The 14537-nt window shown below is 63.6% G+C and carries 7 protein-coding genes; 4 read left to right on the top strand and 3 right to left on the bottom strand.

Going from position 1 to position 14537, the window contains the following annotated elements; genetic code table 11:
- Positions 1-2802: a 2-oxoglutarate dehydrogenase E1 component gene (locus ACYOEI_RS03765; protein WP_462847962.1), complete on the bottom strand. Its 2802-nt coding sequence runs from the start codon at positions 2800-2802 to the stop codon at positions 1-3.
- Positions 2803-3126: 324 nt separating this feature from the next.
- Positions 3127-3852 (bottom strand): lipoate--protein ligase family protein, encoded by a 726-nt coding sequence (locus ACYOEI_RS03760; protein WP_462847961.1) that lies wholly within the window; start codon positions 3850-3852, stop codon positions 3127-3129.
- A 147-nt stretch (positions 3853-3999) separates the two neighbouring features.
- Between ACYOEI_RS03760 and ACYOEI_RS03755 the strand changes: the two genes are divergently transcribed.
- Positions 4000-4599 carry an LURP-one-related family protein gene (locus ACYOEI_RS03755; protein ID WP_462847960.1) on the top strand — a complete coding sequence of 200 codons (600 nt, stop codon included), beginning with the start codon at positions 4000-4002 and terminating at the stop codon, positions 4597-4599.
- A 144-nt stretch (positions 4600-4743) separates the two neighbouring features.
- On the opposite strand, the gene ACYOEI_RS03750 is transcribed toward ACYOEI_RS03755, so the two are convergent.
- Entirely contained in the window at positions 4744-5187 is a 444-nt protein-coding gene (locus ACYOEI_RS03750) for a cytochrome c (protein WP_462847959.1), read from the bottom strand.
- Positions 5188-5719: 532 nt separating this feature from the next.
- On the opposite strand from ACYOEI_RS03750, the gene purM reads away from it, so the two are divergent.
- From purM to ACYOEI_RS03735, 3 genes are all read left to right on the top strand, one after another.
- Positions 5720-6796, top strand: coding sequence for a phosphoribosylformylglycinamidine cyclo-ligase (purM, locus tag ACYOEI_RS03745; RefSeq protein WP_462847958.1), 1077 nt, complete (start codon positions 5720-5722; stop codon positions 6794-6796).
- A gap of 226 nt (positions 6797-7022) precedes the next feature.
- Positions 7023-8027: a sugar-binding protein gene (locus tag ACYOEI_RS03740; RefSeq protein WP_462847957.1), complete on the top strand. Its 1005-nt coding sequence runs from the start codon at positions 7023-7025 to the stop codon at positions 8025-8027.
- A 157-nt stretch (positions 8028-8184) separates the two neighbouring features.
- A complete protein-coding gene (locus tag ACYOEI_RS03735; RefSeq protein WP_462847956.1) occupies positions 8185-14466 on the top strand; it encodes a proline-rich domain-containing protein in 6282 nt (2093 codons plus the stop codon).
- The last annotated feature ends 71 nt before the right edge of the window (positions 14467-14537 follow it).

Genomic DNA, 14537 nt, shown 5'->3' with positions numbered 1-14537 from the left:
TCAGCTCACTCCTTGCTTCAAGGGCATGGCCACGGCCGGGTGCACCGGGTGGGCGGTGACCAGGTGGGGGATCGCCGAGCCGATCGCGGCTTCGACCAACTCCTCCTGCTCCCGGTCGTGGACGGCGTGCGAGCCGGTCGCCGGGCTGGCGCTGGCGTCGCGGCCGACGTATTGGAACGAGACGTTCATCAGTTCCTGGAGCCTCGGCGCCACGAACGTCCATCCCCCCATATTCTGCGACTCTTCCTGCACCCAGACCCATTCTCGGGCCGAGCGGTAGCGGGAGAAGGCGGCCTTCAGGGCGTCGGCCGGCCAGGGGTAGAACTGTTCGAGGCGGACGATCGCAACCTCGCGAGACTTGCCGACAGCCTCGCGCTTCGCGATCAGGTCGTAATAGATTTTACCCGAGCAGACAACGACCCGTTGGATGTGCTTGGGATCCGCAGGGTCGTCGATGACCTCCTGGAATCGTCCCGAGACAAACTGCTCGACGGGCGAAACCGCCGCCTTGTGGCGGAGGATGCTCTTCGGCGTCATGACGATCAGCGGCTTGCGGAAGTCGCGTCGCACCTGCCGGCGGAGCATGTGGAAGTATTGCGCGGGGGACGAAGGGTAGACGACCTGGATGTTGTCTTCGGCACAGAGCTGGAGGAACCGTTCGAGCCGGGCGCTGGAGTGCTCGGGACCTTGCCCTTCGTAGCCATGCGGCAAGAGCATGACGAGGCCGCTGGCGCGGTCCCACTTCGACTCGGCCGACGCGATGAACTGGTCGATGATCACCTGGGCGCCGTTGGCGAAGTCGCCGAACTGGGCTTCCCAGAGGATCAGCATGTGGGGCTCGTCGAGCGAGTACCCGTAGTCGAACCCGAGCACGGCTGCTTCGGATAGGAAGCTATCGTAGACGCAGATCTCCGCCTGCCCCTCGGCCAGGTGGTTGAGCGGCACGTAGCGTTCACCCGTGCGGCCATCCACGAGCACGGCGTGACGCTGGCTGAACGTCCCGCGCCGGCTGTCCTGGCCGCTGAGTCGGACCGGGGTGTTCTCGAGGAGGAGCGAGCCGAAGGCGAGGGCCTCGCCGAACGCCCAGTCGACCCCACCCTTGGCCTCGACCGTCTTGACCCTCGCGGCGAGGATCCGCTCGATCTTGGGGTTGAGGGCGAAGTTCGAGGGGACGGCCGCCATCAGCTCGGTCATCGACTTGATGGTCTCGTAGGAGACCCCAGTCTCGACCGGCTTGAAGGAGTATTGCGATGTCAGGCCCGTCCAGTGTGCCGAGAAGCCGCGGGGGGCCGGGCGAGGGGCCTCATGACGCTCGTGGACCTCCTTGTAGACCTCTTCCATCTTGTCGCGGAAGGTCTCGGCGATGGTCTCGACTTCGTCGGTCGAGAGGTCGCCGGTCATGACCAGGTGCTCGGTATAGAGCTCGCGGATCGTCATCCGGTCGCGGATCTTGCCGTACATGAGCGGCTGGGTGAACGCCGGCTCGTCGCCTTCGTTGTGGCCGTGTCGCCGGTAGCAGACCATGTCGATGACGACGTCCTGCCCGAACGTCTCGCGGAAGTCGAGCGCGAGCTCGGCGACGTAGACGACGGCCTCGGGATCCTCGCCGTTGACGTGGAAGATCGGCACCTCGATCATCTTCGCGACGTCGGTGCAGTATCGGGTCGACCGCCCGTCGTTGGGGGCGGTCGTGAAGCCGATCTGGTTGTTGACGACGATGTGGATGGTGCCGCCGGTGCGATATCCGGGCAATTGAGAGAGATTCAGGGTCTCGGCCACGAGCCCCTGGCCCGCGAACGCGGCGTCGCCGTGGATCAGGATCGGCAGCCCGAGCTTGCGGTCGCGGTCCTTGAATCGGCGCTGCTTGGCCCGCATTCGCCCTTCGACGACCGGGTTGACGGCCTCGAGGTGGCTCGGGTTGGGGGTCAGCGAGAGGTGGACCGAGTGCTTGTCCGTCGTGACGTGGTCGGCCGAGAACCCGAGGTGATACTTCACGTCGCCGTCGCCGCCGACGGTCTCGGGCATGTTCCCCTCGAACTCGCCGAAGATCATCCCGTACGGCTTGTTGAGGATGTTGGCCAGGACGTTCAGACGGCCGCGGTGGGGCATCCCCATCACGATCTCGCGCACCCCATACTTCGAGGAGCGTTCGATGACCGCGTCGAGCAGGGGGATGAGCATCTCCCCCCCTTCGAGCGAGAAACGCTTCTGGCCGACGTAGTGCGTGTGGAGGAACGTCTCGAAGAGCTCGGCGGCATTGAGCTTGAGGATGATCCGCCGCTTCTGGCGGATGTCGAACCGAGGCCGGTTGCGGTTCGGCTCCATCCGTTCCTGGAGCCAACGCCGGATCTCGGTGTTCCGGATATGCATGTACTCGACGCCGATCTTCCGGCAGTACGTCTCGCGGAGGATCGCGATCAGGGCGCGGAGGGTCGAGTAGGGGGGATCGGTCAGGCGGTTGTAGTATTGCTTGTCGAGGTCGGCCGAGCTGAGGTCGAAAGCCTGGGGCTCGAGCAACTCGTGCGAGTCGCGGGACGGATTGAGCTTCAAGGGGTCGAGGTCGGCCAGGTAATGGCCGATCTCGCGGTAGCCGTCGATCAGGCGAGTGACTGAGGCTTGGGCCCTCGCGCCGTCTTGGTCGACTTCGGCGCCGGCCGTCCCGTTTCCGGAATGGCCGAGCTCATACCCTTCGAAGAAGATCTGCCAGCTCTCCTCGACCGAGGCGGGGTCGACCCGCCATCGCTGGTAGTTCTCCTCGATCAGATCGAGATTCCACCGGTTCGCGACCGTCGAGCGATTCATTGGAAAAGATCCCTAGTTGGGTTGGGCCCTCGCCCTAACCCTTTGCCGAATTGGCAATCCCAGGATGATGGCCGGGCTCGCGACGAGGCGCGAAACCACTCATGATCTCAGCATAACCCAAAAGCAATTCGACCCAAACCCCTATCCGTCCCGCTTTCTCACGCGATAACTCACGTGGAGGCGTCGTTGGAAGGGTTGTTGTCGTCCATACCGAGCGGGGGGCGGGTCGGTGAGGAGTGGACATTCGGGACGTCTCCGCCGTTGGGTCTTGACTATCCATTCGGCGCTTCGGCCGAGAAGGATTGAATAACGCGGGAAAAACCGCTACAAACGCCCGATCCATTCGGGATCCGCAAACTTGGCCGCGACCAGGTCCCGGACCATATCCTCAGGTACATCAACAGGTTCCGTGGATTCCTGGTCCACGTTCCAGGCCCTCTGGACGGCCGCGACGAGCGACGTCCGCGGAAGCCCTAAATTCATCAGAAAGTCATCATGTGATCGATCGGCTCGATACTCGGGCTGTCTCAAAGGTTGGGCCGTGTAACGTGGAATGACGTCGAGGGGAAAGTCGTAGAGGATGGTGGCGTGCACCAGGAAATGGTGTCGCAGTCGCCTCTGTGCACTTCCGGAGAACTTGCGCCGGTCGATGGTCAGGTCGCCATGCCCCAAAACCTCGACGGGAGGCCCGCACGCTCGCAGCGATTCGGCGAACCGCTCGAGGACATACCTCTGGGCGACGTCGACCGCCCAAAGCCCGGGCCCGAAGTCGGAAGGGAGTACGACCGTGACGTTCAAGGTCCCCGGGCCGATGACGACCGTCCCCCCGCCGCTGGATCGTCGAGCGATGGCGAGGCCATCCTGTCGACAACGGTCGACATGCACGTCCTGCGTCAACCGACCGGATGCGCCGAGGACGACGGCAAGATCCTGCGGCTCCCAGATCCTCAAGATCCCACCCGTGCCCCGCTCTTCCGCGGCGAGGAGGAGGGCCTCGTCGAGGGCCAGGTTCCGGTCGATCTCCGGATACGTCAGGTCGAGATAATGCATGAGGACCAAACTCGAAACCGCGGGGCGGGCGGCGACATCGGTTAGAAACTTGCCCCTCTGTTGACTACCATGCGACTCGAGTCAAGCCCGAGCCCCTGATCGGGACTCGGCCGATCCTTCTTCCAGACTTCCCCGGAGCCGGCCTTCATGACGTCAGACCTACCCGAAGTCTACCAGCACGAGCATCTGGTGGCCCAACGGCAACTGTTCAAGCTGGCGGGCGCCGCATTCTGGCTCAAGACACCGGACGGACGGGTCGTCGCCTACTCGAAACAGAAGGCATTCAAGCTCAAGGAGGATATCCGGGTCTTCGCGGATGAGGCGCAGACGGTGGAGTTGCTGTCCATCAAGGCCGACCGGATCGTCGACTTCAGCGCCGCGTACACCGTCGTCGACTCGCAGACGGGTGAAACCATTGGAGCACTCCGACGCAAGGGGCTGACCTCGCTGGTTCGCGACTCCTGGGAACTCTTCGACTCCGACGGGGTTCTCCGAGGCCGGGTGTTCGAGGAGAGTCCGTGGAAAGCCCTGGTTCGTCGCTTCGTCGAAATCGCCGCTCTTCTGCTCCCGCAAACCTTCCTGATTCAGGTCGAGGACGAGACCGTCGCGACGATGCGGCAAAACGCGTGGGGCATTCCTCCTAAGTTTACGGTCGATCTCACCCACGACGCTGGAGGAAAACTCCCGCGACCGATGGCGATTGCCACGGTGGTCCTCCTCCTGGCGGTCGAAGGACGACAGCGTTGACGTGAGCCCGAGGATTCTCCAGCTCGAAGCTGGCCGACCGTTTACAAAGGGAAAGGCCCCTGCGCCCACCCGACGGGGGGACGCTCGGGGCCTTTCTCAAACTCGGCCGACGCCCCGAGGCGTCGGAATAGTCTCCGTGACGAATTATTCGTCGACGCGGAAGACCTTATGGCACTCGGTGCAGCTCTCGTTCACCGGGCTCCAGGCCTTCTTCGCGGCGGCCTGGTCGGTGTCGGCCTTGCCGATGACCGCGGCGAACTTCTCGAGCTCCTTGGTGAAGACGTCGTTGATCTCGACCCACTTCTTCTCGGGGTCCTTCTCGCCCTTGGCCTTCTTGGCCCCGTCCTTGGCGAGGTCCTTGTTCTTCTTCGCGAGCTCGATCAGCTCTTCGGTGATCTTGGCGAGGTCCTTCTGCCCCTTCTTGTAGGCGACCGGGGTCCGGAGCGCCTTCTTGATCGCATTGCTCTTGGGGCCGACCTTCTCCATGAGCTGGTGCAGCTCCGACTCCTCGTCAGCCATCGAAATGCCGACGGCCAGCATGCTGACCGAGACCATCGCCGCGAAAAGGGTCCACCACTTACGCTGCATCTCGGAACTCCTGGATTTCGATCGTTGGGAAATCACACGACGGCGGGGGAGGGATCGACCGACACGGCCATCCGTCCTCTCAGGCGGAAGGTTTCAAAGATAGCCTGCGCTACAGCCTCGATCAAGCTCCGAGGGTTGTGGACCGCGGCGGCCAGGTCGCGTCTTCGAGCACGCGGGACAACCTGGGCGACTGCGGTCGACCCCGGGAGACTTTCCATGATCGTCAACAAACCCCGCCCCACTTGACCAACGATCCCCTCCAGATCGTCGCAGGCGTCCCCACCCGCAGAGCCTGAACACCCGGCCTGATCGCGATGTGCGGACGCGGCAAGGTTCGTGGCCGAGGCGAACCGGGGAGGGAGGGCGTCCGTCGAGGGCCGGCCGATGGTACAATCTCCGGTGCGGAACGCCTGGAGTCGTAAGACCCTCGGTCCGAAGGAGCGAGAGGCTTCGCCTCGCGACGCACCAAACCCAACCGGCTTGACGCCGTCAAGCGACACCCGACCCCGGAAGGCCACGCGGATCTTCTCCCATGTCCGAGCCGATCGATTACAAGTCCGCAGGCGTCGACCTCGACACGTATGAAGAGACGATGGCGCGACTTCCTCCGCTCTTGAAGCGGACCCACCCGCTCTCGCCTCCCAGGGTCATGGAGTGGAAGAACGGCTTCGCCGGCCTCTTCCGGCTCGACGCCAACATCGGCTTGTTGACGAGGACCTATCGCGACCCAGTCCTGGTCGCTTCGACGGACGGCGTGGGGACGAAGCTGAAGCTGGCGTTCGCTTCCGGGAAGCATTCCACGGTCGGCATCGACCTCGTCGCCATGTCCGTCAATGATTGTCTGTGTGCCGGGGCCGAGCCATTGCTCTTCCTCGACTACGTGGCGATGAGTCGCGACGACCCGTCGCTGACCGAGCAGGTTGTCAAAGGGATCAGCGACGGGTGCATCCAGGCCGAGTGCGCCTTGCTCGGCGGCGAGACCGCGATCTTGCCCGAATTCTATCACTCCGGCGAGTACGACCTGGCGGGCTTCAGCCTCGGCGTGGTCGAGCGGAAGCACGTACTGACCGGCAAAGAGGTCCGCGAGGGGGACAAGATCGTCGGGATCGCCAGCTCGGGCCTGCACTCGAACGGGTACAGCCTCGCGCGAAAGATCGCCTTCGACCACGCCGGGCTCTCGCACGACTCGTTCGTCCCCGAACTCGGCAGGACAGTCGCCGACGAGTTCCTCGAGCCGACGCGGATCTATGTCCGGGCGATGAAGACCGTCTATCGACACTACCGGGTCAAGCGAGTCGTCCACGGGATCGCCCACATCACGGGGGGCGGCCTCATCGACAATCCCCCGAGAATCCTACCCGAAGGCTGTGCGATCGAATTCCGCCGTGGCTCCTGGGAGATCCCCAAGGTCTTCCCCTGGCTCCAGTCGCTCGGAAACGTCCCCGACGAGGAGATGTTCCGGGTCTTCAACATGGGGATCGGCCTGATCCTGATCGTCGCCGACTACCACGCCGAAGCCATCGCCCGGTACCTCCAGGATGAGGCCAAGGTTTCCGCCTGGGTCATCGGCGAGGTCGTCGCGGGGGACCAGACGGTCCGGTTCGCCTGAGTTGAACGGCCCATGGCCGACGACACCGGCGGTCGATTCGCGCGATGCAGGCGCGTTCGGTCGCCCGTGATCACCCTGGGCGCCCCAATAGCCTCCACTCGACGAACGCTGGCCGCGTTCCGGCCGCAGGGAAGGGACCACGATTATGCGGATCTTGATGTCGGCATGCGTCATCATTTCGGGGTGCGTCTTGTCCCTGGACTCAAGGGGGGAGGACCCGCAGTCTTTGGCACCCGGCGTCCGCGGCCTCGTCACGCGTACCGCCGGGAAGGTGGCCATCGACGGCCACCTGAAGGAATGGGATGCCGCCTTTTGCACGCCGGTCAACTACGCCCATCCCGACCTCATGAACCGCGCGGCGCAATTCTTCTACATGTGGGATGATGAGGCGTTCTACATCGGCTTGCGCTGCCTCGACGCCAAGCAAGCGAACCCCGCGCCTCTCGCCTCGACGTACGACGGGGACGCGGTCGAGTTCTACCTGGATACCAGGGCGGGCGATGCTCTGAAAGGTAAAGATTGGTCGAAAGGTGCCATTCATTTCTTCTTCTCACCGTTTCAGGGGGAAGCGCTGAAGCCCCGTTGGGTCATCCGCGGCGGCATTGCAACCAGCGACACCATCCTGACCGGGGTCGAAATCGCCGCGACGAACGGGCCCGAAAGCTATGAGGTCGAGCTCAAGCTACCCTGGTCCAACTTTCCGGAGTTCACCCCGAAGCTCGGGGCATTGATGGCCATCGACGCCGAGCTCTGCAGTGGGGACGGGGCGAAGCGGACCGACCGGACCTTCGCCTATGGCTCGCCCCTGTCGGTCCAGCAACCGGCCTCGCTCGGCAAGGTCGAGTTGGTCAAGTCGTTCGACCCCGACTACTTCGACACGATCGGCCCTGCGGCCTTCCCGTTCTGGGTTGCAACCCCCTGGGTCCAGTCCGAGCGAGGCCAGGTCCAAGCGGTGATGGCGATCCCCCCGGAGTTCGTTCAAATCGCTGGTGACGTCGAAATCAGGATTCACGACACCGACGGCAAGATCATCAAGACCCTCCCCGCCACGCTCGAGCCATTTGGCCCCGAGAAGGCAGGCTTCGAACGCGCCGTCGCGCATTGGCCGATCGACGATTTTGCCCCAAACACCTATTTTGTCACCGCAAGGGTTTCGAGTCGTACCGAGAAGACGTTGACGACGGTGGCACCTCGACTCGTCGAAGAGGCGATCATCTCTGGAGGTCGTTGACCCAAGGGCCAGTCGGCCGCGTCCGGCCGGCCCGGAGGTCTCAACGACAAACGTCGAAATCCAGGGTCTCGTTGGCTTTTGGCCGCCCTCGGGACGTATAATAGGCGATGCTCCCCGCGTCACCTCGCGCGCACGTCTTTCGACAGGAGTCGGCTCTATGGCTTCGAGCACGCAGCCTTACGGCAAGATGCTGGACTACGAGCAGTACATCGACCACCAGCTCAGCCGGACGCGGGCACGGATCAAGATGACCGACGTCTTGACCGCGAGCCTGTTGCTCTTGGTCGCCGTCGTCTCGGGTCTCTTCCTCGAAGTCATCCTCGACCACACCATCGGCCTGCCGATCTGGGCCCGTCGCATCATCCTGGTGCTTGGACTCGCGGGCACAGGGGCATTCGGGTTCTTCCGGATCGTGCTGCCGCTACTCGGCCGCGTGAACGGCTTCTACGCGGCCAGGACGATCGAGCAGTCCGACCCCACGATCAAGAATAGCCTGATCAATTACCTCGACCTGCGCCGACGTCGCGGGGAGATGTCGAAGTCCGCCCTCGCGGCGATCGAGGCGAAGGCGGTCAACGACCTGACTCTGGTCGAGATCGACAGCGTCGTGAATCAGCGCCGGCTGATGCAGATCGCCTACACGCTCTCGGGCATCGTGGTCGCCTTTTGCCTCTATGCGGCGATGACGCCGAAGAGCATCCTCGACTCGACCCGCCGGGCGCTGTTGGCCGATGTCGTACGGCCGACCAACACGCGTTTGATGAACATCCAGCCGGGTGACGACGCGTCCAAGAATAAGGTCCCAGGTGGGACCAACGTGCAATTCAAGGTCGACGTCCAGGGGACCCGCCCCGGCAAGGTCGTGCTGCACTTCAGCGCCGACGGCGGCAAATTCTACTCGACCCAGGACTTTGCCCCGGGCGCTAATCGCTACGACCCCTGGGAGACGACCCTCAAGAACGCGCAGCAGAGCCTGGACTACTACCTCACGGGCGGTGACGCCGAGTCGCTGAAGTATCACCTCGAGGTCACTCCCGCCCCGATGGTGACCTCGGTCTCGATCGACTACGACTTCCCCGGTTATCTCAAGCTGGCGCCCAGGCCGGCCGTCGAAGGGGGCAACGTCGAGGCCATCGAGGGGACGATGGTCACGGTCCACGCGACCACGAACGAACCGGCCCGCTCGGCGAACCTCGACTTCGCCAAGGATGGGTCCGTCCCGATGGAGGTTTCCACCTCGAATCCCAAGGACCTCGTCGGACGGTTCAAGGTCGCGAAGTCGGGGACTTACACGATCAAGTTCCGGACGACCGAAGGGCAGATGAACCCCGACCCGGTCGTCTACGACATTTACGCCCACCGCGACGAACCGCCCCGCGCATCCTTCGAGAAGCCGGAGAAGCCCGAGATCGAGGTGGCCAGCAATGCCCGGGTGGCACTTCTCATGAAGGCCGCCGACGATCACGGGGTCAAAGATGTCACCCTCCACGTCCAACAGAAATCGGAGAATCTTCTCTCGAAGAATCTCCTGGAGCAGAGGGAGCCGACCGTCGACTTCCGGGCGACCGAGGTCCTCGACCTGGTGGAGTGGCGGGTCCAGCCCGGATCCGAGATCGAATATTGGCTCACGGTCCGCGACACGAAGGAGCCGCAATCTAACCGCTTCGAGACGACTCGGCAGAAGATCAAGGTCATCGCCCCGCTAGCTCCCAAAGAGAAGCAAGCCGCCGACGAGCAGGTCAAGAAAGAGAAGGAAGACGACGATCGACGAGCGGCCACGGAGCAGGCCGATAACGCCGAGAGCGAAACGCCACCCGCTGCGAAGGAGAAAGAAGAAAAACAAGGAGCCGACCAGGGGCAGGCCGACCGTGATCCTGGTGCCTCTCAGAGCAACGATCAGGCTCAGGGCCGGGACGGGGGGAGCGCCGACAAGCCGGTTGCGAAGAACGGTCAGGGGAATCAGAATCAGGATTCGGACATCTCTCCCCAGGATCTCGACAAGCTGAAGCAACTCGAAAAGGCCCTCTCCCGCAACAACAACCAAGGAGGAGCCAAAGCCGGGGACCAGGCCAACGGCCGTAACACGTCCGCTTCGCAACCGAACAACCGTCGGGCTTCGGACGGCACGAACTCGAATACGGGTTCGTCGAATCATAACGCGAGTACTTCCGAAACCCAGACTTCACAAGGCGGAAGCCCACCGCCGGATTCGGGAAACCCCAACGACAATCGTCCCAACGGCGCATCTCCGTCGGGGAATAACTCCTCCGACGTCTCGAGAGCCGAAAGGAATCCCGACGCGAATCAGGGGAATCCACCGAACCCGGCCGGCAACACCAATCCGACGCCTAACGGCACCCCTCGCAACGACAAAAACTCCACCGGTTCCCAGCCCAATCAACGTCGTCCGAACGGATCACAGCCCTCGCGGGGCGGGCAGGCGAATCCCGGCAGTCCTTCGAACGAACCGCCGTCCGGGTCACCCGAGTCGCAGCCGCCGTCGGATCAGCCCAACCCGGCAAAACCGCAGCCAACCGGGAACTCGAATTCGGCGAACACCCCGAATTCTCGAGGCGGCCAGCCCCAATCGCAACCGAAGGGGGCGGAACGATCGCAAGGATCTTCGACGTCTCCGAACCAGGCCGCGGCGGAACCACAGAAAGCCGGAAACGAGTCCCAAGCTCCCTCCGATGAATCGAGCCAGCAACCGCAGGAGCCGAACTCCCAAAAGCCGACCACGGGTCCAAACCAGAATCCCTCGGCGGGAGGGAACTCGAAGACTCGGGCTCCTCAGAACAATGCTCAGGCTGGTCAGCGGCCGAACGACACTGGGCAAGGATCGAACCAGTCGGGCTCCCAACAGGGTTCCGACCCGCAACCCGGCCAGACTGGCGGGCAGCCTCCCAACAAACCTGCTGGTGATCAACCCGAGGACAAGGGGACGGGGGAATCGCAGCCGAACACCGGCGACCAGAAAGGCTCCAGCGAGAGTGGGGAATCGAAGACGGGTCAAAACGGCGGGAAACCACAATCCGGCCGCCCAGCGACCACGAAAGGGAATCAATCCCGTTCGGGTGAATCGACCAAGCCTTCCGGCCCGGACAAGGGTAGCCGCCAAGGTGACCCGAACAGCCAGTCGGGCGCGATGAATCATGATCCGGGTTCGAACGGCGAAACTCCCAACGCGAAGCCGGGTGAGGGCGCAGGTCAAAGCAACCAGGGTGAGTCGAACGCTTCTCCCGAAGGAACCCAGAAATCGACGAACACTTCGGGTAAGCCCGGCGAGAACGGGTCGACTCCCAACCAAACCCAGCCGCAGACGAAGGGAAACACGCCACAAGGCAATCGCGGGGAGCAAGCCACAGGGAACGGCGAGACGTCGAAGGCAAACCAGAGCGGCACTGACCGCGGGGGCGAGCCGGGAGAGGGCCAGAACGCCGACGCCGACAAGCCTGGAAGCCAAAGCCAGGCGAAAGATGGCCAGGGCCAAGCCGGCAATCAAGCCGGTGGACGACCCTCGCAAACCCCGGCGAATTCCAACAAACCGACGGGCGCGAGTGGAAAGCCCAACCCTCCAGGCCAGGCCTCGAATCCCAAGGACGGCAGCCAAGGCGCCAATCCTTCGGGATCCAAGCCCGGCGCTCCGGGACAAGCGGGACAACCGGGCGCGAACCCGAAGGATCCGAACTCGTCGAGCGGCTCAAACACCGGGAAACCGGAGGATGCCGCGAGCAAGGGCTCGGAGTCGGGGACGCCCAATGCTCCCGGCACCTCGACGAATAAACCGGGTGGTCCGACAAACCAAGGCGCGAATCCCGGGACGCCGAATGCCCCGTCGAACACCGGTACGAAGCCCGATGGTTCTGCACCCAAAGGCTCCAATCCGAACCCGACGAACATGCCGGCGGATCCGAGTGCGAAAACGCAGGACTCCACGGCACCCAAGACGCCTGGGAATCAGTCCGGCCAGACACCGTCGGAGAGTGGGAAACCTACGGGCCCGAATCAGGGATCACCCTCCCAGCGCAACGGCCAGGAGAATCCCCGGACGCAACCGGGGCAACAACCACCAACAACGTCGCGTGATGGTGGGAACCCCGCGAAACCCGGCGAGATACCCGAGGGTGCGAACCCCACCTCCGAACCGAAAAACAACACGAACAGCCCCACGCAGCGGTCCCAGGATTCGGAGCAGCCCAAGGGGGCCCGGAACAACCAAGATCGGGACGCCGCCTCCAAAAACGCAACAAATCCCAATGTAAAGAACAGTCCATCCCAAGGACGGTCGGAGAAGGATCAAAGCACCGAGGGACAACCTCAATCCCCGAAGGATGGAAATCGCGACCAGGACCCGCGGGCCGAGGGTGAACCTAAGTCCGACGCGCAGGGAAATCGACAGTCCCCGAAGCCCGGCGAAGGTGCGAATCGTCGCCCGACGGATCGAACGGATCAGACCTCCCGGGACGGATCGGAAACGCGTGAGGGCTCGAAGCCGACTTCGGAGAAAGCCGGCACGAAGCCTTCCGGCACTCCAGACTCGGACCCTCAGGCGGAGGATTCGCAGACCCCCGCCACGAAGGATCAGGCCAAGGCCAAGGCGAAGGGCCAACCGAAGGCCAAGAACGAGACTAACCGACCCGAAGCAACTCGAGTCACCGACACGAGCAAGAAGGCCGCGCCCAAAGCTGCCGAGAAAGCCAAGGAGGAGGCGGCCGACAAGAAGCTCCAGTACCCGAAACCCGAGAAGAAGAAGGCGGAAGAGCACCCAAAGGCTGAAAAACAGCCGGAGGAGGAGGCTCCTCCCCAGGAACGAGACCAAGCGACTCCGGAAAACTCTCCGTCTCAAACCCCGTCCCAGTCCGGTCAACCCTCCGAGGGACAGCCCGGGCAGGGTGGTGACCCAACGCAGTCGTCCACCTCCAAGCCCCAAGGAAATCAAAACTCCCAGTCCAACAACCGCAATCCTTCGCCTTCACCTGGATCTAGCGCGAACCAAGAGCAGGCCCAGAAGGGGAATGAAGGCCGAGGGCAGGGTCAGGGACAAGGGCAGGGGCAGGGTCAGGGGCAGGGGCAGGGTCAGGGACAAGGCCAAGGTCAGGGACAAGGCCAAGGTCAGGGACAAGGCCAAGGTCAGGGACAAGGCCAAGGTCAGGGACAAGGCCAAGGTCAGGGACAAGGCCAAGGTCAGGGACAAGGCCAAGGTCAGGGACAAGGGCAGGGTCAGGGCCAAGGGCAGGGTCAGGGCCAAGGGCAGAGTCAGGGGCAGGGACAGGGTCAGGGGCAGGGACAGGGTCAGGGGCAGGGACAGGGCCAAGGTATGGGACAAGGACCTGGCCAGGGTAAGGGACAAGGACAAAGGCCAGGGCAAGGACAGCAAAAGGGATCAGGACAGGGCCAAGGTCAAGGACAGGGCCAAGAGAGCGGCAAAGGTGAGGGGCAGGCTGCTCGCGAATCCCAGAATCCTGGTTCATCCGATGGGCGTTCTCCCGGTGCGAATTCCGGTGCGGGGAATCAAGGAAATTCCTCGTCGAAGGGTTCGACGGGAACGCAACCCGGTGCGGGACAACCTTCCAATGACGGGCAGAAGGGCGAAGGAACGCCCGGGCGTGGAGATACGACGGGTGGGAACGGCCCAGAAGGGCAAGGTAAAGGCCAGGGTCAAGGGGAAAACGGCGGGCGGCCGTCGACTGGACGTGAGCCCGGCAGGTCCAGTACCGGCTCCGAAGGAGATCGCCCTGGCAACTCCAACTCGAGCCCTGGCGGCCAGCAGACGCAAGGTGGCGAACCCTCGGGCGAACAGGGGGATGCCCAGACCGACGGGGCCTCCGGACCTCCCGGCAATCAAGGCGGTGGTGGAAATGGTGGCGCCGGTTCTCGCCAAAACGGAGGGGGAATCCGGAGAACCCAAGGCGACCCCGGCCAGCCTTTCGAACCTTCCGAGGAGGACATGAAGAAGACACCTTCTCCGAGGGCGGCCAATCCCCCCGCAAATCCTGGCGATACCGTCGCGCCCGACGTGCCCCAGTCGAATCTCGTGCTGCGGAAACTTGAAGAGATGCTGAAGAACAACGAGGTCACTCCGCAGATCGAGCAAGATACGGGAATGTCTCGCGAGCAGATGGAACAGTTCGTCAAGCGATTCAAAAAGGCCCCTCAGGCCGAGCCGGGGCCTGGCCGCGAGATCAAGATCAAGCCGGGGGAAGAGCGGAAGTTCGACCCGAACCGTAAGCTCCCCGAGCTCGGCCCGAACGCTCCGGTCAGTTCGAGGACGATCCGGGGCGAGGGGAATGCGGCCGGGGACGACCTCCGTGGCAACATCGAAGGGACCCGGCTCCAGGTCCCGCCCGAGCTCAAGGCCGGTCTGGAGGCCTACAAGAGCAGCCTCTCGCGGTCGAAGGTCCTCAATCCCTCCCGAACGGGGAGCGGGCCCAGCAACTAGGAGTTCGCCCACCTCGTCGACGTGGCGTCGAATCCGTCGACCGTGACCCTGCCACGATTTGTGGTAGGGGC

It is taken from the genome of Singulisphaera rosea (genome assembly GCF_054877945.1).
Note: the sequence above shows the minus strand (reverse complement) of the source record. Positions and strands in the feature narration are given on the sequence as shown.

What these genes read in the sequence shown, in the direction of transcription:
- ACYOEI_RS03755 (WP_462847960.1), top strand. Translation starts at nt 4,000, where the DNA reads ATGACGTCAGACCTACCCGAAGTCTACCAGCACGAGCATCTGGTGGCC.
- ACYOEI_RS03760 (WP_462847961.1), bottom strand. Translation starts at nt 3,852, where the DNA reads ATGCATTATCTCGACCTGACGTATCCGGAGATCGACCGGAACCTGGCC.
- purM (WP_462847958.1), top strand. Translation starts at nt 5,720, where the DNA reads ATGTCCGAGCCGATCGATTACAAGTCCGCAGGCGTCGACCTCGACACG.
- ACYOEI_RS03735 (WP_462847956.1), top strand. Translation starts at nt 8,185, where the DNA reads ATGGCTTCGAGCACGCAGCCTTACGGCAAGATGCTGGACTACGAGCAG.
- ACYOEI_RS03765 (WP_462847962.1), bottom strand. Translation starts at nt 2,802, where the DNA reads ATGAATCGCTCGACGGTCGCGAACCGGTGGAATCTCGATCTGATCGAG.
- ACYOEI_RS03750 (WP_462847959.1), bottom strand. Translation starts at nt 5,187, where the DNA reads ATGCAGCGTAAGTGGTGGACCCTTTTCGCGGCGATGGTCTCGGTCAGC.